This is a genomic window from Azotobacter bryophylli (assembly GCF_042643485.1).
In the GTDB taxonomy this organism is placed as follows: domain Bacteria; phylum Pseudomonadota; class Gammaproteobacteria; order Pseudomonadales; family Pseudomonadaceae; genus Azotobacter; species Azotobacter bryophylli.
The window spans coordinates 160878-181903 of the sequence record NZ_JBHRSJ010000012.1; the positions used below are offsets into that span (position 1 = coordinate 160878).

Genomic DNA, 21026 nt, shown 5'->3' on the forward strand with positions numbered 1-21026 from the left:
GGAAACGTGGTTTATTTCTTGCATTTTACTGCCCAACGCCGGAGCCCTGGGTAGAACGCCAATCATGACTAGCAACGACGCCCTGCACCGACTGCTGCTGGACAATCTCACCACCGCGACCATCCTGCTCGACGGCGAGCTGCGCCTCGAGTACATGAACCCGGCAGCGGAAATGTTGCTGGCGGTCAGCGGCCAACGCAGTCACGGGCAATTCATCAGCGAACTCTTCACCGAGTCGCCCGAGGCCCTCACCTCCCTGCGCCACGCGGTGGCGCATGCACATCCCTTCACCAAACGCGAGGCCCAGCTGACCTCCCTGGCCGGCCAGTCCCTGACGGTCGACTATGCGGTGACGCCGATCATCAACCGCGGCGAAACCCTGCTGCTGCTGGAGGTTCACCCGCGCGACCGCCTGATGCGGATCACCAAGGAAGAGGCCCAGCTGTCCAAGCAGGAGACCACCAAGCTGCTGGTGCGCGGACTGGCCCACGAAATCAAGAATCCCCTCGGCGGCATCCGCGGCGCGGCGCAGCTGCTGTCCCGCGAGCTGCCGGACGAGTCGCTGAAGGATTACACCAATGTGATCATCGAAGAGGCGGATCGCCTGCGCAATCTGGTGGATCGCATGCTCGGCTCCAACAAGCTGCCCTCCCTGTCCATGACCAACATCCACGAGGTGGTGGAGCGGGTCTGCAATCTGGTCGATGCGGAAAGCGAGGGACGCATCATTTTGGTGCGAGACTACGACCCCAGCATTCCCGAATTGCTCATCGACCGCGAACAGATGATCCAGGCGGTGCTCAACATCGTGCGTAACGCCATGCAGGCGCTGAACGGCCAGAACGACCAGCGACTCGGCCGCATCACCCTGCGTACCCGGACCATCCGCCAGTTCACCATCGGGCACACCCGGCATCGTCTGGTGTGCAAGCTGGAAATCATCGACAACGGCCCCGGCATTCCCGCCGACCTGCAGGAAACCATGTTCTATCCCATGGTCAGCGGTCGCCCGGACGGTACCGGCCTGGGGCTGGCCATTACCCAAACCATCATCAGCCAGCACCAGGGCCTGATCGAGTGCGAGAGCCATCCCGGCCACACCGCCTTCTCGATCTTCCTGCCGCTGGAGTCAGGAGCTGCTTCTTCATGAATCGAAGCGAAAACGTCTGGATCGTCGACGACGACCGTTCCATCCGCTGGGTGCTGGAAAAGGCCCTGCAGCAGGAAGGCATGACCACCCAGAGTTTCGACAGCGCCGACGGCGTGCTCAGCCGTCTGTCCCGCCAGCAGCCGGACGTGATCATTTCCGATATCCGCATGCCCGGCACCAGCGGCCTCGATCTGCTGGCGCAGATCCGCGAGCGCTGCCCGCGCCTGCCGGTGATCATCATGACCGCGCATTCCGATCTGGACAGCGCGGTGGCGTCCTATCAGGGCGGTGCCTTCGAATACCTGCCCAAGCCTTTCGACGTCGACGAAGCAGTGTCGCTGATCAAGCGCGCCAACCTGCACGCCCGCGAGCAGCAGAACCTCGAGGTCCCGGCCGCCGAGTCGAGGACGCCGGAAATCATCGGCGAGGCGCCGGCGATGCAGGAGGTGTTCCGCGCCATCGGCCGCCTCTCGCACTCCAACATCACCGTGCTGATCAACGGCGAATCGGGCACCGGCAAGGAGCTGGTCGCCCACGCGCTGCATCGCCACAGCCCGCGGGCGGCGGCGCCGTTCATCGCGCTGAACATGGCGGCGATTCCCAAGGATCTGATGGAGTCCGAACTGTTCGGCCACGAGAAGGGTGCCTTCACCGGCGCCGCCGCGCAGCGGCGCGGGCGCTTCGAGCAGGCCGACGGCGGCACCCTGTTCCTCGACGAGATCGGCGACATGCCGGCGGACACCCAGACCCGTCTGCTGCGCGTACTAGCCGACGGCGAGTTCTACCGGGTCGGCGGGCACACGCCGGTCAAGGTGGACGTGCGGATCATCGCCGCCACCCACCAGAACCTGGAAAACCTGGTGCAGGCCGGCAAGTTCCGCGAGGACCTGTTCCACCGCCTCAACGTCATCCGCATCCACATTCCGCGCCTGTCCGATCGGCGCGAGGACATCCCCGCCCTCGCCCGCCACTTCCTCAACCGCGCGGCCCAGGAGCTGGCGGTGGAGCCCAAGACGCTCAAGCCGGAAACCGAGGAATACCTGCGCAATCTGCCCTGGCCGGGCAACGTGCGCCAGCTGGAGAACACCTGCCGCTGGATCACCGTGATGGCTTCCGGCCGTGAGGTGTTGGTCGACGACCTGCCGCCGGAGCTGCTCAGCCAGGCCCAGGACAACGCACCGGTCAGCAATTGGGAACAGGCCCTGCGCCTGTGGGCCGACCAGGCGCTGGCCCGCGGCCAGTCGAACCTGCTGGACACCGCGGTCCCAGCCTTCGAACGGGTCATGATCGAGAGCGTGCTCAAGCACACCGCCGGGCGTCGCCGCGATGCCGCCATCCTGCTCGGCTGGGGACGCAACACCCTGACGCGCAAGATCAAGGAGCTGGGCATGAACGTCGGCGGCAACGACGAGGACGAGAGCGAGGAAGGCTGAATCCGCACCCGCCCAGGGGCCGGGACTCTCGGCCGGCCCCTCCCGCCTGAAAAAAACTTTCCGACATCCAAGGGTTGTATCGTGAGGATCGGACCGCATATAAGGCGGTCGGGCCCATCGAAACCCGATGATTGAGACGGACTATCGAATCCATGCCCTCAATCAATTATAGATTGGAATGGAGAGCGAGTAGCATCGCTCCAGTCTTATCCCAACCCCCAAAAGGAGTTAGCAGATGTCTCTGATCAATACCGAAGTCAAGCCGTTCAAAGCCACCGCCTTCCACAACGGCAAGTTCGTCGAGGTCAGCGATGCCGACCTGAAGGGCAAGTGGTCCGTGTTCTTCTTCTATCCGGCCGACTTCACCTTCATCTGCCCGACCGAACTGGGCGACCTGGCCGACAACTACGCCGAATTCCAGAAGCTGGGCGTCGAGATCTACGCCGTCTCCACCGACACTCACTTCACTCACAAGGCCTGGCACGACAGCTCCGAAACCGTCAAGAAAATCCAGTACGTGATGGTTGGCGACCCGACCCTGCAGATCTCCCGCAACTTCGAAGTGCTGATCGAGGAAGCCGGTCTGGCCGAGCGCGGCACCTTCGTCATCGACCCGAACGGCAAGATCCAGGTCGTCGAGCTGAACGCCGGCAACATCGGCCGCGACGCCAACGAGCTGCTGCGCAAGGTCAAGGCTGCCCAGTACGTCGCCGCCCACCCGGGCGAAGTCTGCCCGGCCAAGTGGAAGGAAGGCGAAGCCACTCTGACCCCGTCCCTGGACCTGGTCGGCAAGATCTGATCATGCCGTCCCCGGCGCTGGGCAGCTGAACCCCAGCCCTGTCTAGCGCCAGAGCGCCCGGGCCTCATCCGCCCGGGCGTTTTTTTGCCCGCATTTCACCGATCCGCTCGCCCGAAACCGGGCCCCCGGCTCTGTACCGGGATTGTCGCCCCTCAAGCCCCAAGGTCGAACTCCTCCGCCGCCATCTCCATCAGGTTGCCGGCGCCGGAGAGCATGGCCGCCACATGGCCGCGGGTGCGCGGCAGGACGCGGGCGTAATAGAAGCGCGCGGTCTGCAGCTTGGCCCGGTAGAAGGCCGCCTCCCCGCTGCCGGCGGCCAGCTTCTCGGCGGCCAGCCGCGCCATGTCGGCCCAGAAGTAGGCCAGGCAGGCATAGCCCGAGTACATCAGGTAATCCACCGCCGCGGCGCCGACCTCCTCGCGGTCCTGCAGAGCCTTCATGCCGATCTGCAGGGTCAGTTCGCCCCACTCCCGGTTCAGCTGCGCCAACGGCTCGACGAACTCCCTGAGCGCCGCGTTCGCCCGGTGAGCCTGGCAGAAGCGGTGCACGATCCGGGTGAAGCCCTTGAGCGCCTCGCCCTGGGTCATCAGCACCTTGCGCCCGAGCAGGTCGAGCGCCTGCACCCCGGTGGTGCCCTCGTAGAGCATGGCGATGCGACTGTCGCGCAGGTTCTGCTCCATGCCCCACTCGCGAATGTAGCCGTGTCCGCCGAAGACCTGCAGGCCGTGGCTGGCCGCTTCGAAGCCGGTCTCGGTCATGAACGCCTTGGCGATCGGCGTGAGGAAGGCCAGCAGCGCCTCCGCCGTCTGCCTCTGCTGCTCGTCCTCGCCGTAGCGGGCGATGTCCACCTGCTGGGCGGCAAAATACAGCAGCGCCCGGTTGCCTTCGGCGAAGGCCTTGATGGTCAGCAGCAGGCGCCTCACGTCGGGATGGACGATGATCGGGTCGGCCGGCAGCTCGGGCGCCTTGGGTCCGCTCAGGGCGCGCATCTGCAGGCGCTCGCGGGCGTAGCGGACGGCGCCCTGGAAGGCCGCCTCGGCATGGGCCAGGCCCTGCAGCGCGGTGCCCAGGCGCGCGGTGTTCATGAAGGTGAACATGCAGGCGAGCCCCTTGTGCGGCGGGCCGATCAGGAAGCCGGTAGCGTCGTCGAAGTTCAGCACGCAGGTGGCGTTGCCGTGGATGCCCATCTTCTCCTCGATGGAGCCGCAGCGCACCCCGTTGCGCCGGCCGAGCCCGCCGCCCTCGCCGGGCAGGAACTTGGGCACGATGAACAGCGAGATGCCCCGGGTGCCGGGCGGCGCGTCGGGCAGGCGGGCGAGGACGATGTGCACGATGTTCTCCGCCAGATCGTGCTCGCCGGCGGAGATGAACATCTTGCTGCCGCTGATCCGGTAGCTGCCGTCGTCCCGCGGCTCGGCGCGGGTGCGCAGGAGGCCCAGGTCGGTGCCGCAGTGCGGTTCGGTGAGACACATGGTGCCGGTCCATTCGCCGCTGATCAGGCGGGTCAGATAGGTGGCCTTCTGCTCGGCCGTGCCGTGGGCAGACAGGGTGTTCATCGCCCCCTGGGACAGCCCCGGGTACATGCCCCAGGCCCAGTTGGCGCTGCCGACCATCTCGGTCACGGCCATCCCCAGGGATTCCGGCAGGCCCTGGCCGCCGTATTCCGGGGCATGGGCCAGACTCGACCAGCCGCCCTCGACGTAGCGCCGGTAGGCCTCGCGGAAACCGCTCGGGGTCGTCACCCCGGCCTCGCTCCAGCGGCAGCCCTCGCGGTCGCCCACCCGGTTGAGCGGGGCGAGCACCTCCTCGCAGAAGCGCGCACCCTCCTCCAGGATGGCCTCGACCACGTCCGGCGTGGCATCCCGGCAGGCCGGCAGGCTTTGGTAGTGGGCGGCGTAGCCGAGCAGTTCTTCGCGCACGAAGCGCAGATCGCGCAGGGGGGCCTTGTAGTCGGGCATAGCGGTACCTCGGCGGGTTGATCCGGGAACTCCAGCGACCCTGGCCATCGAAGCGGGCCTTTCTTACAGCATCGACCGCAGCGACGCGGGACGCAAGGCGCCCACCTTCGCCGAACGCGGCGGACCGGCACGCAAGGACGGCGGACCTCCCCGCCCGCCGGCGAGCGCCCAGGCGGCCACAGGAAGCTGTTTCCCGCAGGCACGGCGCTTTATCCCCGCCAGTGGAACGACCGTCCCGGCAGGCAGTCAGCTTAAAAGGACTCGACTGCCCGGGAGGCTCCATGAACTGCAATCCCCCACTCGCATCCCAACGCATTCCCGCGGAGCGCCTGAACCAGCCCGACATCCAGGGACTGGAGCGGGCCGCCTCCCTGGCCGGCGGCGGGCTGCTGCTCGGCAACGGCCTGCACCGCGGCGGCCTAGGCGGCTGGCTGCAGGTGCTGCTCGGCGGACTGGCCCTCGCGCGCGGACTGAGCGGCCGCAGCCGGCTGAAGGCGGCCATGCGGCCCAGCCCCCTGGAGGAGCAGCTGATCGAGGACAGCCACTGGCGCAGCGCGCGGGCCGTGGCGCGGAGCATCACCATCGACCGCCCGCGGGAAGAGCTGTACCGCTACTGGCGCGACTTCAGCAACCTGCCGACCTTCATGACCTGCATCGAACGGGTCGAGGTGCTGAGCGGCGACCGCTCGCGCTGGCTGGCCCGGCTGCCGCTGGGCCGGACGCTGGAGTGGACCAGCCGGCTCACCGAGGACGTCCCCGGCGAGCGCCTGGCCTGGGAGTCGGAAGCGGACGCGCCGCTGCGCAACCGCGGCTGGGTGACCTTCCGGAACGCGCCGGACGGCCGGAGCACCGAGATCCAGGCGCTGATCGCCTACGAGCCGCCGGCCGGCGGCCTCGGCCACGCCCTCGGCGGGCTGCTCGACCGCCTGCCGGCGTTCAAGACCCTGCAGGACCTGCGCCGCCTCAAGCAACTGATGGAAACCGGGGAGATCGCCAGCGGCCGCAGCGGCGGTGCGCAGCGCCCGCCGGTCATGCCGGCGCCGGCCGAGCCGGGCCGTCCCGACCTGGGAGGACGCCAGTGATGCGTGCCCTGACCTGGCAAGCGCCCCACGTCCTGCGGGTGGAAACGGTCCCCGATCCGTCCATCGTCAATCCGCGGGATGCGATCCTCAAGGTGATCATGTCCTCGGTGTGCGGCTCGGACCTGCACCTGCTCGACGGCTACGTGCCGACCATGCACGCCGGCGACATCATCGGCCACGAATTCCTTGGCGAGGTGGTGGAGACCGGCCCGGCAGTCAGGGGCCTGGCCCGGGGCGACCGGGTGGTGGCCATCCCCAGCCTCGGCTGCGGCCAGTGCAGCTACTGCAAGGCCGGCAGTTTCAACTGCTGCGACAACTCCAACCCGGACAGCCCGCAGACCGAACTGGCCTACGGCTACACCTGCAACGGCCTGTTCGGCGCCGGCCACGCCTTCGGCGGCTACGCCGGCAGCCATGCCACCTACGTGCGCGTGCCCTACGCCGAGACCAACCTGTTCAAGGTGCCGGAAGGGGTCGGCGACGAGCAGGCGGTGTTCGTCTCCGACGCCGTGCCGACCGGCTTCTTCGGCGCCGACCAGGCCGACATCCGCCTCGGCGACAGCGTGGCGGTGTGGGGTTGTGGCGCCGTCGGCCAGATGGCGATCAAGAGCGCCTACCTGCTCGGCGCCGAGCAGGTGTTCGCCATCGACCGCTTCGCCGACCGCCTGGCCGCGGCCGAGCACAAGGCCGGCGCCATCCCGATCAACTACGAGACCACCGACGTGCACGCGGCCCTGCTCGAACTGACCGGCGGGCGCGGCCCGGACCGCTGCATCGAGTGCGTCGGCCTGGAGGCCCACGGCACCGGCATCGAGTACGCCTACGACAAGGCCAAGCAGCAGCTGCGCCTGCACAGCGAGCGCGGCGAGGCCCTGCGCCAGGCCATCTACTGCTGCCGGAAGAACGGCACGGTATCGGTGCTCGGACAGTTCGGCGGCCTGCTGGACAAGTTCCCCATGGGCGCGATCTTCAACAAGTCGCTGACCCTGCGCTCGGGGATGCAGCCCGGCCAGCGCTACGTCGAGCGGCTGTTCCAGCACATCCAAGCCGGGGAGCTGGACCCGGGCTACCTGCTGACCCACCCGATGAGCCTGGAACAGGGCCCGGAAGGCTACCGCCTGTTCAAGAACAAGGAGCAGGAATGCCTGCGCGTGGTGTTCATGCCCTGAGGCCCAGGGGCGCGAGATCCAGATGCGCCGCCACCGCCGCTGGTGCGGCTTCGCTCAGGCGCGGAACCTGCCCCAGGCAGGGTGCCGGCAGGCGCTCGGCGAGGGTGGCGAGGTTGTCGGCGAGCCGCGAGGTGTGCGGGTCGATCAGGTTGGCCACCCAGCCGGCCAGCGGCAGGCCGTCGCGGGCGATGGCCTCGGCCGTCAGCAGGGCGTGGTTGATGCAGCCGAGACGCACGCCGACCACCAGGATCACCGGCAGGCCGAGGGCCACGGCCAGGTCGGACAGGCTCTCCCCGCCGGACAGCGGCACGCGCCAGCCGCCGGCACCCTCTACCAGAGTGAAGTCGGCCCGCCGCGCCAGCACCTTGCGCGCCGGCGGCAACAGATCCGCCACCGCGAGGCTCACGCCCGCCTCCCGCGCCGCCAGGTGCGGGGCGATGGCCGGCTCGAAGGCGAACGGGTTGACCTCGGCATAGGCCAGCGCCGGCGAACACTCGCCGAGCAGGGCCAGGGCATCGCCGTTGCGCAGCCCCGCGGCGGTCCGCTGGCAGCCGGAGGCCACCGGCTTGATCGCGGCGGTGGACAGCCCGTGCCCGCGCGCCGCGTGCAGCAGGCCGCAGGCGACGGTGGTCTTGCCGACATCGGTGTCGGTCCCGGCGATGAAGAAGGCGGCAGTCACGACAGGCTCCTCTCGGGTCGAATGGGTAGCCCTGCGCGCCAGGCGGCACCAGGGTTATCGGGGATGAATCCGCTCATACACGCCCCCTTGCGTGGGAGCAGATTCATCTGCGATCCCGGCAGTACAAGAGCATCGCGAATGAATTCGCTCCTACAGGCTCATGATGGACGGAGCGGCGCCGTCATCCGCCGGAAACGGGACGGCGCAGCACGCCGTAGATCACCTGGTAGGTGGCCGGCAGTCCTGCGGGCTCGCGGAAGCGTTCGTAGGCCCCGATCAGCGCCTGGATGCGCGCGCGGCCGGTCAGGCCGCCGGGGCGCCCCGGGTTGAGATTGTGCGCGCCGAGGGCCTTGAGTTCGCGGGTCAGCAGGCGCAGGTCGGGGTAGTGCAGCACCCGCATCTGCCGGCTCAGTTCCAGCGGCTCCAGGCCGCTGGCGGCGCACAGCGCCTGGTAGTCCTCGAAACGGCGGAAGCGGTTGACGTGGGTGAATCCATCCACCGCCTGCCAGCTGTCGCGCAGCTCCTGCAGGGTGCCGACGCACAGGCTGCTGAAGGCCAGCACGCCGCCCGGCGCCAGCACGCGCCGGGCCTCGGCCAGCACCGCAGCGAAGTCGGCGCACCACTGCAGGGCCAGGCTGGAGAAGACCAGCTCGCAGCAGCCGTCGCGCAGCGGCAGGCATTCCGCGTCGCCGGCGACGAACTGGCGGGCGCCGCCCAGCGGCCGCGCGTGGCGGAGCATGCCCTCGGCGATGTCCACGGCCAGCCCGCAGGCGGCCGGGAAGCGCCCGGCCAGCGCCCGGCTGAAATGTCCGGTGCCGCAGCCCAGATCGAGCCAGCGCCGCGGCGCCAGATCGGCCGGCAGACGCGCCAGCAGCTCGCCGCCGACCGCCCGCTGCAACTCAGCCACGCCGTCGTAGCTGGCCGCGGCGCGGGAGAAGGAGGCGGCGACCTGGCGCTTGTCCGGCAGTTCAGACATCGCCGGCCTCGCGGATGAACTCGGCGATCATCGCCGCCAGCGCCTCGGGCTGTTCGAGGACGAAGGCGTGGCCGGTCTGCTCGATCACGTCGACCTCGCCGGCCGGCAGCAGCGCCAGCAGCCGCTCGGCGGCTTCGGCCGGCACCACGGCGTCCAGCTCGGCCAGCAGGTGCAGCTGCGGACCGGCGAAGCCGGCCAGGGCGGCGCGGTTGTCCAGCGCGGCGAGCACGTCGAGGCCGGCCATCAGCTGCGCCGGGTCCAGCGCCGGCACGCCCTGGCCGAGCTGGCGCGCCTGCCCGCGGGCGTCGCCGCAGCCCTGGGCGCAGAGCAGGGTGAAGCGTTTCAGGGTGGCGATGTCGCTTCTGGCGAAGCCGTCGCGGAAGGCAGCGAAGGTCTCCACCGGCATGGCCTGCGGCCAGTCCTCGCGGGCGACGCAGCAGGCGTTGCTGGCCAGGGTCACGACGCCGCGGCAGCGCGCGCCGCGCCGCGCCGCCAGGGCGACGGCGAGCATGCCGCCGAGCGACCAGCCGCCGAACCAGCAGTCGTGCGGCAGACGCGCGTCCAGCTCGTCCAGCCAGGCTTCGGGATCGTTCAGGGTCAACGCCGGCAGCTCGGCCAGCTCGACGCTCAGGTCGTGCTCGCCGAGGGCCAGGGCCAGCGGCTGCAGAGCGGCCGGGCCCATGCCCCAGCCGGGCAGGAGAATCAGGGACTCACGCATGGCTATCCTCCATGACTGTCGGCCAGCATTCGGCCAGGGCTTGCAGCAGGCGCTCGAGCTGCGCCTCGCTGTGGGCGGCGGAGAAGGTCACCCGCAGCCGCGCGCTGCCGGCGGGCACGGTCGGCGGGCGGATGGCGCCGACCAGGATACCGCGCGCCTTGAGCAGAGCGGAGAGGCGCAGGGCGCGTTCGCTGTCACCGATCAGAATAGGCTGGATCGGCGTCGGACTGTCCATCAGGGTCAGGCCGATCTCGGCGGCGCCCCGGCGGAAGCGGGCGATCAGATTGTTCAGATGCTCGCGGCGCCAGTCCTCGGTGCGCAGCAGCTGCAGGCTCCTGAGCGTCGCGCAGGCCACCGCCGGCGGCTGGCTGGTGGTGTAGATGTAGGGACGGGCGAACTGGATCAAAGTCTCGATCAGCTCCTCGCTGCCGGCGACGAAGGCCCCGGCGGTGCCGAAGGCCTTGCCCAGGGTGCCAACCAGCACCGGCACCTCGTCCAGCCCCAGGCCGTAGTGCTCGACGATGCCGCCGCCGTGCGCGCCCAGCGGGCCGAAGCCGTGGGCGTCGTCGACCATCACCCAGGCGCCCTTCCGCTTCGCCTGTGCGCAGAGCGCCGGCAGGTCGGCCAGGTCGCCGTCCATGCTGAACACCCCGTCGGTGACCACCAGGGTGTTGCCCTCGGCCTTGTCCAGCCGGCCGGCCAGGCTCGCCGGGTCGTTGTGCAGGTAGCGCGAGAAGCGCGCCCCGGAGAGCAGCCCGGCGTCGAGCAGGGAGGCATGGTTGAGGCGGTCTTCCAGCACCGCGTCGCCCTGCCCCACCAGCGCCGTCACCGCCGCCAGGTTGGCCATGTAGCCGGTGGAGAACAGCAGCGCCCGCGGCCGGCCGGTGAATTCGGCCAGCGCCTCTTCGAGCTCGTGGTGCGGCGTGCTGTGACCGATGACCAGGTGCGAGGCGCCGCCACCGACGCCCCACTTCTCCGCCCCCTGTTGCAGGGCGCGGATCACCTCGGGGTGGCTGGCCAGGCCGAGGTAGTCGTTGGAACAGAAGGCCAGCAGCGGCGTGCCGTCGACCACCACCTCCGGCCCCTGCGGGCTCTCCAGCAGCGGACGGTGGCGGTAGAGGTGCTCGGCGCGGCGTGCCGCGAGGCGGGAAGCGAGATCGAAGGACATCGTGGCTCGTCACCAGGCAAGGGAGGGGGCCAGGAGCGGCCCCATCGGCGATCCGGCATGTGCCGACGATCGCGGATGAATCCGCTCCCACAGGCGGAGGGTCAGACGGCGGCGTTGTAGAACAGCTTGGCGTCGCGCTGTTCGGCCAGGGCCTGCTCGATGGCCGCCTGGTGCACCTCGTCGGCGTGCTCCTCGCGCTCCTCGGGCTTGATGCCCAGGCGCTGGAACAGGCGCATGTCGCGCTCCGCCTCCGGGTTGCCGGTGGTCAGCAGCTTCTCGCCGTAGAAGATCGAGTTGGCGCCGGCGAAGAAGGCCAGGGCCTGCATCTGGTCGTTCATCTGCTGGCGGCCGGCGGACAGGCGCACGTGGGATTTCGGCATCAGGATGCGCGCCACCGCCAGGGTGCGGATGAAGTCGAAGGGGTCGACCTCCTCGGCGTTCTCCAGCGGGGTGCCCTCGACCTTGACCAGCATGTTGATCGGCACGCTCTCCGGGTGCTCCGGCAGGTTGGCCAGCTGGATCAGCAGGCCGGCGCGGTCGTCGAGGGACTCGCCCATGCCGAGGATGCCGCCGGAGCAGATCTTCATCCCCGCCTCGCGCACGTGGGCCAGGGTTTCCAGGCGCTCGGCGTAGGTGCGGGTGGTGATGATGTTGCCGTAGAACTCCGGCGAGGTGTCCAGGTTGTGGTTGTAGTAGTCGAGGCCGGCCTCGGCCAGCGCCTGGGTCTGCTCGCGGCTCAGGGTGCCGAGGGTCATGCAGGTTTCCAGGCCCAGGGCCTTGACCCCCTGGACCATCTGCAGCACGTAGGGCATGTCCTTGGCGGTCGGGTGCTTCCAGGCCGCGCCCATGCAGAAGCGGGTGGAGCCGATGGCCTTGGCCTCGGCGGCGGCCTTGAGGACCTTCTCCACCTCCATCAGCTTTTCCTTGTCCAGGCCGGTGTTGTAGTGGCCGGACTGCGGGCAGTACTTGCAGTCCTCCGGACAGGCGCCGGTCTTGATCGACAGCAGGGTCGAGACCTGCACGCGGTTGGGGTCGAAGTGCTGGCGGTGCACCGTCTGCGCCTGGAACAGCAGGTCGTTGAACGGCAGTTCGAACAGGGCCCGGACCTCGGCGAGGGTCCAGTCGTGGCGCAGGGCGGTGGCGGTGGTGGCGCTCATGGAGTCTTCCTTGCGGATGGCCCGGAAATGCCGGGCGGCTCGGCTGCTGGAGTGGGTCGCAGCCTGCTAGAGTGGCGCGACAACGGATGTTAGCCATATGTTAGGGAAGCCCGATGCGCTGTCAACCCGGACTCATTCGGCAGGTTTACAACTGGTTAAAAAGCGAGCAATTCTGCCTGCTCTGCGATGAGCGAGCCGAGTCCCGCCTGCCCCTGTGCCCTTCCTGCGAGACCGAACTGCCCTGGCTCGGCCCGCACTGCGCGATCTGCGCCCTGCCGCTGCCCGCCGCCGGGCTGATCTGCGGCTCCTGCCAGAAGCACCCGCCGGCCTTCGCCCGGGTGGAGGCGCCCTGGCGCTACGCCTTTCCCGTCGACACGCTGATCACCCGCTTCAAGCATCAGGCCAAGTGGCCGCTGGGACACCTGCTCGGCGAGCTGCTCGCCGGCCATCTGCAGCACGCCTTCGCCGAGGGCCTGCCGCGCCCGGACTGCCTGCTGCCGGTGCCCCTGGCCGACGGACGCCTGCGCCGGCGCGGCTTCAACCAGGCGGCCATGCTCGCCCGCTGGCTGGCCAGCCCGCTGCGCCTACCGGTGGACGAAGAGCTGCTGCGACGCCCGCTGGACACCCCGGCCCAGCAGCAGTTGGACGCGGACGCGCGCCGGCGCAACCTGCGCCGGGCTTTCGCCCTCGCCGAGCCGCCGCGGGTAGCGGGCCGGCACCTGGCCCTGGTGGACGACGTGCTGACCACCGGCGCCACCGCCGAGGCCCTCGCCCGCCTGCTGCGCCGGGCCGGCGCGGCGCGGGTGGACGTCTACTGCCTGGCACGCACGCCGAAGCCGGGCGAAGGCTGAGCCTCGTCAGGCGAAATCCCGCCACTGCGCGGTCTAATCAGACCCAGCTCTCCGCTAGACTGTCCGACCCGCTCAATGGAGTCGCCCATGTCTCACCCCTTCGATACCCTTACCCCCGATCTGGTGCTGGATGCCGTCGAGAGCCTCGGCCACCTCAGCGACGCCCGCGTGCTGGCGCTGAACAGCTACGAGAACCGCGTCTACCAGGTCGGCATCGAGGGCGGCGAGCCCCTGATCGCCAAGTTCTACCGGCCACAGCGCTGGAGCGATGCGGCGATCCGCGAGGAACACGCCTTCACCCTGGAGCTGTCCGAGCACGAGGTGCCGGTGGTGGCGCCGCTGTCGCAGGCTGGCGAGACCCTGTTCGAGCACGCCGGCTTCCGCTTCGCCCTCTTCCCCCGCCGCGGCGGCCGGGCGCCGGAGCCGGGCGACCTGGACCAGCTGTACCGCCTCGGCGGCCTGCTCGGCCGACTGCACGCGGTGGGCGCCAGCCGGCCGTTCCTGCACCGCGAGGCACTGACGGTGGCCGGCTTCGGCCACGACTCCCTGGCCACCCTGCTCGACGGCGGCTTCGTGCCGAAAAGCCTGCTGCCGGCCTACGAATCGGTGGCACGCGACCTACTGCGCCGGCTCGACGCCCTGTTCGCCGCCACGCCGTACCGGGCGATCCGCATCCACGGCGACTGCCATCCGGGCAACCTGCTGTGCCGCGACGAGGTCTTCCACATCGTCGACCTGGACGACTGCCGCATGGGCCCGGCGGTGCAGGACCTGTGGATGATGCTCGCCGGCGACCGCCAGGAACGCCTGGCCCAGCTCGCCGAACTGATGGACGGCTACCGCGAGTTCCACGACTTCGACCCGCGCCAGCTAGCGCTGATCGAGGGCCTGCGCGCCCTGCGCCTGATCCACTACAGCGCCTGGCTGGCACGGCGCTGGGACGACCCGGCGTTCCCCCAGAGCTTCCCCTGGTTCGGCAGCGAGCGTTACTGGGGCGAACAGATCCTCACCCTGCGCGAGCAGCTGGCGGCGCTGGACGAGGAGCCGCTGCGGCTGTTCTGAGGTCTCGCGAGCCGATTGTCCGCCCGCCGCGGCAGGGTTAGACTGACTCCCATGAAACGTCGTCTGCGCATTTGCCTGCTGTTCCTGCTCAGCCTCGCGCTGCCCCTGTACGGGATGGCGGGCGGCGGGCTGCCGGCGCAAGCCTGTCCGCTGATGCAGGCGCACGGGGCGAGCGCGATGGCCGCCATGGACATGGATTGCCACGAGCACGTTGCCGAGAACGATCACCCCGCCCCGCACAAGGGCGGGCTCTGCGACGACGGCCACGTCTGCAAGGTCGGCAGCCTCCTGCAGGTCGCCGTGCTCAAGCCGCCGGTGGTCGCCCCCCTGCCGCCGCAACCGGGCTTCGTCCCGGCCTTCCTGCCCTCCGCCGCCAACGCCGACGTCTGGCGCCCGCCGCGCGGCTGATTCCTGTCCCGAGCTGAACGCGTTCCCCGCCCCCCGCGGCGCGGAACGGCATGCGCGTGCCCGTGCGCGGGCGCGCCGGACTCACAGGAAGCGTGACCATGATTTCCCCGCGAATTCCCGCAGGTCGGCCGCTGGCGGCCCTCCTCGCGGCGTGCGTGCTGGCCGGCCCGAGCGCCGCCCTCGCCCTGACCCTCGACGACGCCCTGCGCCTGGCCGCGAGCGAGGCGCCGTCGCTACAGGCCCAGTCAGCCAGGGTCGAGGCCGCCCGCAACGCCGCCATCCCGGCGGACGCCCTGCCCGATCCCAAGCTGGTGCTCGGCGTGCAGAGCCTGCCCATCGAGAAGCAGAACCGCTGGAGTCTGACCGACGACTCCATGACCATGCAGATGTACGGCCTGATGCAGGAAGTGCCCAACCGCGCCAAGCGCCGCGCCCGCGCCGAGGCCGCCAGCGCCGGCATTGACCGGGCCGCGGCGGAGCGCCACGTCGAGCTGCTCAAGGTGCGCGCGCAGACCGCCCAGGCCTGGATCGCCGCCCATACCGTCGAGCGCAAGCTGGCCCTGTTCGACGAACTGCTGGCGGAGAACCGCCTGCTGGACCGGACCGTCAAGGCACAGATCGCCGGCGGTCAGGGCCAGGCGGCGGACGCCGTGGCGCCGCGCCAGGAAGCCGCGCTGCTGGCCGAGCGGCGCGACGAGCTGGAGCAGCAGCGCGCCCAGGCCCGCGCCTCGCTGCGGCGCTGGATCGGCGCGGCGGCGGACGAGCCCCTGGACGGCCATCTGCCGGCCTGGCGGGCGGACCCACACACCTACAGCGGCCATCTGCAGAGCCATCCCGAGCTGCTGGCCTACGGCCCCAAGCTCGACGAAGCCAAGGCCCGCATCGACGAAGCGGTCGCGCAGAAGCGGCCCGACTGGAGCTGGGAAGTCGACTACCTGCGCCGCGGCCAGCAGTTCGGCGACATGGTCAACCTCAAGCTGACCGTCGACCTGCCGGTGTTCCCCGGCTCGCGCCAGAACCCGACCATCGCCGCCCGCCACGCCGAATACGACCAGCTGCAGGCCGAGCGCGAAGCCATGGAGCGCGAGCACGCCGAGCTGCTGGCCTTCGACCTGGCCGAGCAGCAGCGCCTGAGCCGCGCCCGCCAGCGCTACCAGGACAGCCTGCTGCCGCTGGCGCGGGAGAAGGTGGAGCTGAGCATGGCCGGCTACCGCAGCGGCAAGGGCGGCCTGAACGACGTGCTGGCGGCGCGCCGTGAACTCCTCGAAGCCCGCCTGAAACAGATCGATCTGGAGGGCCTCGAGGCGATCGCCGGCGCCCGCCTGCATTTCGCCTATGGGGACAGCCTATGAAACGCACTCTCGTGACCGGCGCGCTGATCGCCGCCTTCGCCGCCGCCGTTGGCACGACCGGCGGCTACTGGCTGGCGCAGTCGCGCCAGGCCGCCCCGCAGCCGGCCGCCGGAACGGCTGCCGAGTCCCGTCCGGCGCAGCGCCGGGTACTGTACTGGTACGACCCGATGATGCCACAGCAACACTTCGACAAGCCGGGCAAGTCGCCCTACATGGACATGGAACTGGTGCCGCGCTACGCCGACGAGGCCGGCGACGGCCCCGCGGCGGTCAGCATCGACGCCGGAGTGGCGCAGAACCTCGGCCTGCGCCTGGCGAGCGTGACCCGCGGCACGCTGGCGAGCAGCCTGGAGGCGGCCGGCGTGCTGCAGTTCAACGGCCGCGACGTGGCGCTGGTGCAGACCCGCGCCGGCGGCTTCGTCGAGCGCGTCTACCGGCGCGCCCCCGGCGACGTGCTGCCGAAGGGCGCGCCTCTGGCGGACCTGCTGGTTCCCGAATGGACCGCGCTGCAGGAGGAATTCCTCGCCCTGCGCCGCAGCGGCAACGCCGAGCTGCTGGAGGCCGCGCGCCGACGCCTGCGGGTGGCCGGAATGCCGGCCGAGCTGATCCGCCAGGTCGAGCGCGGCGGCGAGGTACGGCCGGTGCAGACCGTCGTCAGTCCGATCGGCGGCGCCCTGGACGAGCTGAACGTGCGCGAGGGCATGACCCTGGCCGCCGGCGCCCCGCTCGCGCGGATCAACGGCCTGGACACGGTCTGGCTGGAAGTGGCGGTGCCGGAGGCCCAGGGCGGGGAGATCCGCGCCGGCCAGAAGGTCGCCGCGCGCCTGCCGGCGCTGCCGGGAGAGAGCCTGGAAGGCAGCGTGGCCGCGGTGCTGCCGGCCGCCGACGCGGCCACCCGCACCCTGCGCGTGCGCATCGAGCTGCCCAACCGCGACGGCCGTCTGCACCCGGGCCTGACCGCCTACGCGCAGTTCGCCTCTGGCGGCGAGCCGGTGCTGCAGGTGCCGAGCGAGGCGGTGATCCGCACCGGCAAGCGCGCCCTGGTGATGCTCGCCGAGCCCGGCGGCCGCTACCGTCCGGTGGAAGTCCGCCTGGGCCGGGAGGGCGACGGCCGCATCGCCGTCCTGCAGGGGCTGGAGGAAGGCCAGCAGGTGGTCGCCTCCGGCCAGTTCCTGCTCGACTCCGAGGCCAGCCTGAAAGGCATAGTCCTCCCGGCCGAACCCGCCCCCGCGGGGCATGAGCGCGGACACACGCCCGCGCCCGCCGTCCCCGCGGACGAACGCGAGCATCCGGCGCACGACCACGGCGGCCAGGACCACGCCGCCCTGCACGAATCCCGGGGCCGCATCCTGGCTCTGGAGGGCAACGCCGCGACCATCGCCCACGGTCCCTTCCCGACCCTCGGCATGCCCGGCATGACCATGACCTTCGAGGCCGCCGACCCGGCGCTGCTGCAGGGGCTGAAGAAGAACGACGCCGTGCGCTTCGCCGTCGCCGAGACCGACGGCGGCCTGCAGATCCGCCGTATCGAGCGGGAGGACCGGCCATGATCGCCGCCCTGATCCGCTGGTCGCTGGGCAACCGCTTCCTGGTGCTGCTGGCCAGCCTGTTCGTCACCGCCGCCGGCATCTGGGCGCTGCGCAGCACGCCGATCGACGCGCTGCCGGACCTCTCCGACGTGCAGGTGATCGTGCGCACCAGCTACCCGGGGCAGGCGCCGCAGATCGTCGAGAACCAGGTCACCTATCCGCTGACCACCACCATGCTCTCGGTGCCCGGGGCGCAGACGGTGCGCGGCTACTCCTTCTTCGGCGACAGCTACGTCTACGTGCTGTTCGAGGACGGCACCGACCTCTACTGGGCGCGCTCGCGGGTGCTGGAGTACCTGAGCCAGGTGCAGAGCCGCCTGCCGGCCGCCGCCCGCTCCTCCCTGGGGCCGGACGCCACCGGCCTCGGCTGGATCTACCAGTATGCCCTGGTCGACCGCAGCGGCCGCCACGACCTGGCGCAGCTGCGCTCGCTGCAGGACTGGTTCCTCAAGTACGAACTGAAGACCCTGCCCAACGTCGCCGAGGTGGCGAGCATCGGCGGCATGGTCCGCCAGTACCAGGTCCAGCTCGACCCGATCCGCATGGCCAGCCTGGGGATCACCCAGGCGCAGGTGACGGACGCCATCGGCAAGGCCAACCAGGAAGTCGGCGGCGCCGTGGTGGAGATGGCCGAGACCGAGTTCATGGTGCGCGCCTCCGGCTACCTCGCCAGCCTCGACGACTTCCGCGCCATCCCGCTGCGCCTGGGCGAGGGCGGCGTGCCGGTGACCCTCGGCGAGGTGGCGGACATCCAGCTCGGCCCGGAGATGCGCCGCGGTATCGCCGAGCTGGACGGCGAGGGCGAGGCGGTCGGCGGCGTGGTGATCCTGCGCAGCGGCAAGAACGCCCGGGAAACCCTGGCGGCCCTGCACGCCCGGCTGGAAACGCTGAAGAAGAGCCTGCCGGCCGGGGTGGAGATCGTCACCACCTACGACCGCAGCCAGCTCATCGACCGGGCCGTGGACAACCTCGAACACAAGCTGATCGAGGAATTCCTCGTCGTCGCCCTGGTCTGCGCCCTGTTCCTCTGGCACCTGCGCTCCTCCCTGGTGGCCATCGTCTCGCTGCCTATCGGCGTGCTGATCGCCTTCGCCGCCATGCGAGCGCAGGGCATCAACGCCAACATCATGTCCCTCAGCGGCATCGCCATCGCCATCGGCGCCATGGTCGACGCCGCGGTGGTGATGATCGAGAACGCCCACAAGAAGGCCGAGGCCTGGCGCCACCGGCATCCGGGCCGCGAGCTGGCGGGCGAGGAGCACTGGCGGGTGATGGCCGAGGCGGCCCAGGAAGTCGGCCCGGCGCTGTTCTTCTGCCTGCTGATCGTCACCCTGTCGTTCGTCCCGGTGTTCACCCTGCAGGCCCAGGAGGGTCGGCTGTTCGCCCCGCTGGCCTTCACCAAGAGCTACGCCATGGCCGCCGCCGCCGGGCTGTCGGTGACCCTGGTGCCGGTGCTGATGGGCTACTGGATCCGCGGACGCCTGCCGGACGAGCGGCGCAACCCGCTGAACCGCTGGCTGATCCGCCTCTACGAGCCGGCCCTGGAGGCGGTGCTGCGCCACCCCAGGCTGACCCTGGCGGCCTCCCTGCTGGTCCTGGCCAGCACGCTCTGGCCGATCGGGCGCCTGGGCGGCGAGTTCCTGCCGGCGATGGACGAGGGCGACCTGCTCTACATGCCCTCCGCCCTGCCCGGGCTCTCGGCGCAGAAGGCCGCGCAGCTGCTGCAGCAGAGCGACCGACTGATCAGGAGCGTGCCCGAGGTGGCGCACGTCTTCGGCAAGGCCGGGCGCGCCGACAGCGCCACCGACCCGGCGCCGCTGGAGATGTTCGAGACCACCATCCAGTTCAAGCCGCGCGAGCAGTGGCGCCCCGGCATGACCGCGGAGAAGCTGGTGGATGAGCTGGACCGGGTGGTGCGGGTGCCGGGCCTGACCAACATCTGGATCCCGCCGATCCGCAACCGCCTGGACATGCTCGCCACCGGCATCAAGAGCCCGCTCGGGGTCAAGGTGGCCGGCAGCGACCTGGCCGAGATCGAGCTGGTCGCCCGCGAGGTGGAGGCGCTGGCGCGGAGCGTGCCCGGGGTCGGCTCGGCACTGGCCGAGCGCCTGACCGGCGGCCGCTACCTGGACGTCGACATCGACCGCCGGGCCGCGGCGCGCTTCGGCCTGAACATCGCCGACGTGCAGGCCATCGTCGCCGGCGCCATCGGCGGGGAGAAGATCGGCGAGACGGTGGAAGGGCTGGCGCGCTATCCGATCAACGTGCGCTATCCGCGCGAGTGGCGCGACTCGCCCGAAGCCCTGGCGCAGTTGCCGATCCTCACCCCGCTGGGCAGCCAGATCACCCTGGGCAGCGTCGCGCGAATCCGCGTCGAGGACGGCCCGCCGATGCTCAAGAGCGAGAACGCCCGGCTCAACGGCTGGGTCTACATCGACGTGCGCGGCCGCGACATCGCCTCGGTGGTGGCCGACCTGCGCCACGCGGTCGATGAGCGGGTGCGCCTGCCGGCCGGCATGAGCCTCAGCTACTCCGGCCAGTTCGAATACCTCGAACGCGCCAACGCGCGCCTCAAGGTGGTGGTGCCGGCGACCCTGCTGATCATCTTCGTCCTGCTCTACCTGACCTTCCAGCGCGCCGACGAGGCCCTGCTGATCATGCTCACCCTACCCTTCGCCCTCACCGGCGGGGTCTGGTTCCTCTACCTGCTGGGCTTCGACTTCTCGGTGGCCGCGGGCGTCGGCTTCATCGCCCTGGCCGGGGTGGCGGCCGAGTTCGGCGTGATCATGCTGCTCTACCTGCGCCAGGCCTGGCACGCGCACCAGGTGGCCGGGCGCAACGGCGACGGCGATCTGCTGGCGGCCATCCACGAGGGCGCGGTGCAGCGGGTGCGGCCCAAGGCGATGACGGTGACGGTGATCGTCGCCGGCCTGCTGCCGATCCTCTGGGGCAGCGGCACCGGCAGCGAGATCATGCGCCGGATCGCCGCGCCCATGGTCGGCGGCATGCTCAGCGCGCCCCTGCTGTCGCTGTTCGTGCTGCCCGCCGCCTACCGGCTGATGCGCCGCCCGCGCCCCGCAACGATATCCCCACCGAAGGAGAACCCCGATGAAACCCATGCTGATCGCCAGCCTGACGCTGATCCTCGGCCAGACCGCACTGGCCGCCGAACCGATGTCCATGTCCCCTGAGCGGCCCGGGACGCACGCCGGGCCGGCCGCCGAGGCGGCGCCGAGCGCCAGGGCCAGCGGCACGGTCAGGGCCATCGACACCGTCAAGGGCCGCGTCACCCTCGCCCACGGCGCGGTGCCGAGCCTGCACTGGCCGGCGATGACCATGGACTTCGCGGCGACGCCGGAACAGCTCCAGGGCCTGAAGGTCGGCGACCGGGTCGAGTTCGAGTTCCACGCCGAGGGCATGAACGCCCGCATCCTCTCCATCCGCCCGGCGCCCTGAGCGGCTGGCCGGCGGCGGG

The 21026-nt window shown here is 70.5% G+C and carries 18 protein-coding genes; 12 read left to right on the top strand and 6 right to left on the bottom strand.

The features are described 5' to 3' along the window. Positions 1 to 64: 64 nt before the first annotated feature. From glnL to ahpC, 3 genes are all read left to right on the top strand, one after another. Positions 65 to 1150 carry a nitrogen regulation protein NR(II) gene (glnL, locus tag ACFOJE_RS06955; RefSeq protein ID WP_377813567.1) on the top strand — a complete coding sequence of 362 codons (1086 nt, stop codon included), beginning with the start codon at positions 65 to 67 and terminating at the stop codon, positions 1148 to 1150. After that, a complete protein-coding gene (ntrC, locus tag ACFOJE_RS06960; protein WP_377813568.1) occupies positions 1147 to 2583 on the top strand; it encodes a nitrogen regulation protein NR(I) in 1437 nt (478 codons plus the stop codon). Before glnL ends, ntrC begins: the two co-directional genes overlap by 4 nt. 235 nt (positions 2584 to 2818) lie before the next feature. After that, complete coding sequence (ahpC, locus tag ACFOJE_RS06965; RefSeq protein ID WP_377813569.1) at positions 2819 to 3382, top strand: alkyl hydroperoxide reductase subunit C; 564 nt, start codon at positions 2819 to 2821, stop codon at positions 3380 to 3382. A 152-nt stretch (positions 3383 to 3534) separates the two neighbouring features. Here ahpC and ACFOJE_RS06970 read toward each other — a convergent pair whose 3' ends face one another. After that, a complete protein-coding gene (locus ACFOJE_RS06970; protein WP_377813571.1) occupies positions 3535 to 5340 on the bottom strand; it encodes an acyl-CoA dehydrogenase C-terminal domain-containing protein in 1806 nt (601 codons plus the stop codon). A gap of 281 nt (positions 5341 to 5621) precedes the next feature. On the opposite strand from ACFOJE_RS06970, the gene ACFOJE_RS06975 reads away from it, so the two are divergent. After that, on the top strand, positions 5622 to 6422 hold the full coding sequence (locus tag ACFOJE_RS06975; RefSeq protein WP_377813572.1) for an SRPBCC family protein: 801 nt from the start codon (positions 5622 to 5624) through the stop codon (positions 6420 to 6422). Further along, positions 6422 to 7591, top strand: a complete 1170-nt coding sequence (locus ACFOJE_RS06980) for a zinc-dependent alcohol dehydrogenase (RefSeq protein ID WP_377813574.1) — start codon at positions 6422 to 6424, stop codon at positions 7589 to 7591. Before ACFOJE_RS06975 ends, ACFOJE_RS06980 begins: the two co-directional genes overlap by 1 nt. On the opposite strand, the gene bioD is transcribed toward ACFOJE_RS06980, so the two are convergent. The 5 genes from bioD to bioB all read right to left on the bottom strand — a co-directional run bounded on the left by bioD (position 7581) and on the right by bioB (position 12289). After that, the gene (bioD, locus tag ACFOJE_RS06985) at positions 7581 to 8270 is read right to left on the bottom strand and encodes a dethiobiotin synthase (protein WP_377813575.1); all 690 of its coding nucleotides are present in this window, start codon (positions 8268 to 8270) and stop codon (positions 7581 to 7583) included. The two genes, ACFOJE_RS06980 and bioD, sit on opposite strands and share 11 nt — an antisense overlap. 181 nt (positions 8271 to 8451) lie before the next feature. After that, positions 8452 to 9246, bottom strand: a complete 795-nt coding sequence (gene bioC, locus ACFOJE_RS06990) for a malonyl-ACP O-methyltransferase BioC (RefSeq protein WP_377813576.1) — start codon at positions 9244 to 9246, stop codon at positions 8452 to 8454. Continuing rightward, complete coding sequence (locus ACFOJE_RS06995; RefSeq protein WP_377813577.1) at positions 9239 to 9964, bottom strand: alpha/beta fold hydrolase; 726 nt, start codon at positions 9962 to 9964, stop codon at positions 9239 to 9241. The genes bioC and ACFOJE_RS06995 overlap by 8 nt, the downstream gene beginning before the upstream one ends. After that, positions 9957 to 11132, bottom strand: a complete 1176-nt coding sequence (gene bioF / locus ACFOJE_RS07000) for an 8-amino-7-oxononanoate synthase (RefSeq protein ID WP_377813578.1) — start codon at positions 11130 to 11132, stop codon at positions 9957 to 9959. The genes ACFOJE_RS06995 and bioF overlap by 8 nt, the downstream gene beginning before the upstream one ends. A 101-nt stretch (positions 11133 to 11233) precedes the next feature. Further along, positions 11234 to 12289, bottom strand: a complete 1056-nt coding sequence (gene bioB / locus ACFOJE_RS07005) for a biotin synthase BioB (RefSeq protein ID WP_377813579.1) — start codon at positions 12287 to 12289, stop codon at positions 11234 to 11236. Between the two features lie 113 nt (positions 12290 to 12402). Between bioB and ACFOJE_RS07010 the strand changes: the two genes are divergently transcribed. The 7 genes from ACFOJE_RS07010 (at position 12403) to ACFOJE_RS07040 (ending at position 21007) form a co-directional block, all read left to right on the top strand. Then, entirely contained in the window at positions 12403 to 13140 is a 738-nt protein-coding gene (locus ACFOJE_RS07010; protein ID WP_377813581.1) for a ComF family protein, read from the top strand. An 87-nt stretch (positions 13141 to 13227) separates the two neighbouring features. Next, a complete protein-coding gene (locus tag ACFOJE_RS07015; RefSeq protein WP_377813582.1) occupies positions 13228 to 14202 on the top strand; it encodes a serine/threonine protein kinase in 975 nt (324 codons plus the stop codon). A gap of 51 nt (positions 14203 to 14253) precedes the next feature. Then, positions 14254 to 14610, top strand: a complete 357-nt coding sequence (locus tag ACFOJE_RS07020; RefSeq protein WP_377813584.1) for a hypothetical protein — start codon at positions 14254 to 14256, stop codon at positions 14608 to 14610. Positions 14611 to 14708: 98 nt separating this feature from the next. After that, positions 14709 to 15962: a TolC family protein gene (locus ACFOJE_RS07025; RefSeq protein WP_377813586.1), complete on the top strand. Its 1254-nt coding sequence runs from the start codon at positions 14709 to 14711 to the stop codon at positions 15960 to 15962. Then, a complete protein-coding gene (locus tag ACFOJE_RS07030) occupies positions 15959 to 17512 on the top strand; it encodes an efflux RND transporter periplasmic adaptor subunit (protein ID WP_377813587.1) in 1554 nt (517 codons plus the stop codon). Before ACFOJE_RS07025 ends, ACFOJE_RS07030 begins: the two co-directional genes overlap by 4 nt. After that, a complete protein-coding gene (locus tag ACFOJE_RS07035; RefSeq protein ID WP_377813588.1) occupies positions 17509 to 20742 on the top strand; it encodes an efflux RND transporter permease subunit in 3234 nt (1077 codons plus the stop codon). The genes ACFOJE_RS07030 and ACFOJE_RS07035 overlap by 4 nt, the downstream gene beginning before the upstream one ends. Then, the gene (locus ACFOJE_RS07040; protein WP_377813589.1) at positions 20660 to 21007 is read left to right on the top strand and encodes a copper-binding protein; all 348 of its coding nucleotides are present in this window, start codon (positions 20660 to 20662) and stop codon (positions 21005 to 21007) included. Before ACFOJE_RS07035 ends, ACFOJE_RS07040 begins: the two co-directional genes overlap by 83 nt. Positions 21008 to 21026: the final 19 nt, after the last annotated feature.

Excerpts from the sequence above, each read along its gene's own strand:
- ACFOJE_RS07025 (WP_377813586.1), top strand. The coding sequence starts at position 14,709 with ATGATTTCCCCGCGAATTCCCGCAGGTCGGCCGCTGGCGGCCCTCCTC.
- ACFOJE_RS06970 (WP_377813571.1), bottom strand. The coding sequence starts at position 5,340 with ATGCCCGACTACAAGGCCCCCCTGCGCGATCTGCGCTTCGTGCGCGAA.
- ACFOJE_RS06995 (WP_377813577.1), bottom strand. The coding sequence starts at position 9,964 with ATGCGTGAGTCCCTGATTCTCCTGCCCGGCTGGGGCATGGGCCCGGCC.
- ACFOJE_RS07040 (WP_377813589.1), top strand. The coding sequence starts at position 20,660 with ATGAAACCCATGCTGATCGCCAGCCTGACGCTGATCCTCGGCCAGACC.
- ACFOJE_RS07020 (WP_377813584.1), top strand. The coding sequence starts at position 14,254 with ATGAAACGTCGTCTGCGCATTTGCCTGCTGTTCCTGCTCAGCCTCGCG.
- ACFOJE_RS07035 (WP_377813588.1), top strand. The coding sequence starts at position 17,509 with ATGATCGCCGCCCTGATCCGCTGGTCGCTGGGCAACCGCTTCCTGGTG.
- ACFOJE_RS07010 (WP_377813581.1), top strand. The coding sequence starts at position 12,403 with ATGCGCTGTCAACCCGGACTCATTCGGCAGGTTTACAACTGGTTAAAA.
- bioB (WP_377813579.1), bottom strand. The coding sequence starts at position 12,289 with ATGAGCGCCACCACCGCCACCGCCCTGCGCCACGACTGGACCCTCGCC.
- ntrC (WP_377813568.1), top strand. The coding sequence starts at position 1,147 with ATGAATCGAAGCGAAAACGTCTGGATCGTCGACGACGACCGTTCCATC.
- ACFOJE_RS07030 (WP_377813587.1), top strand. The coding sequence starts at position 15,959 with ATGAAACGCACTCTCGTGACCGGCGCGCTGATCGCCGCCTTCGCCGCC.
- ACFOJE_RS07015 (WP_377813582.1), top strand. The coding sequence starts at position 13,228 with ATGTCTCACCCCTTCGATACCCTTACCCCCGATCTGGTGCTGGATGCC.
- ACFOJE_RS06980 (WP_377813574.1), top strand. The coding sequence starts at position 6,422 with ATGCGTGCCCTGACCTGGCAAGCGCCCCACGTCCTGCGGGTGGAAACG.
- bioF (WP_377813578.1), bottom strand. The coding sequence starts at position 11,132 with ATGTCCTTCGATCTCGCTTCCCGCCTCGCGGCACGCCGCGCCGAGCAC.
- glnL (WP_377813567.1), top strand. The coding sequence starts at position 65 with ATGACTAGCAACGACGCCCTGCACCGACTGCTGCTGGACAATCTCACC.
- ACFOJE_RS06975 (WP_377813572.1), top strand. The coding sequence starts at position 5,622 with ATGAACTGCAATCCCCCACTCGCATCCCAACGCATTCCCGCGGAGCGC.
- ahpC (WP_377813569.1), top strand. The coding sequence starts at position 2,819 with ATGTCTCTGATCAATACCGAAGTCAAGCCGTTCAAAGCCACCGCCTTC.
- bioC (WP_377813576.1), bottom strand. The coding sequence starts at position 9,246 with ATGTCTGAACTGCCGGACAAGCGCCAGGTCGCCGCCTCCTTCTCCCGC.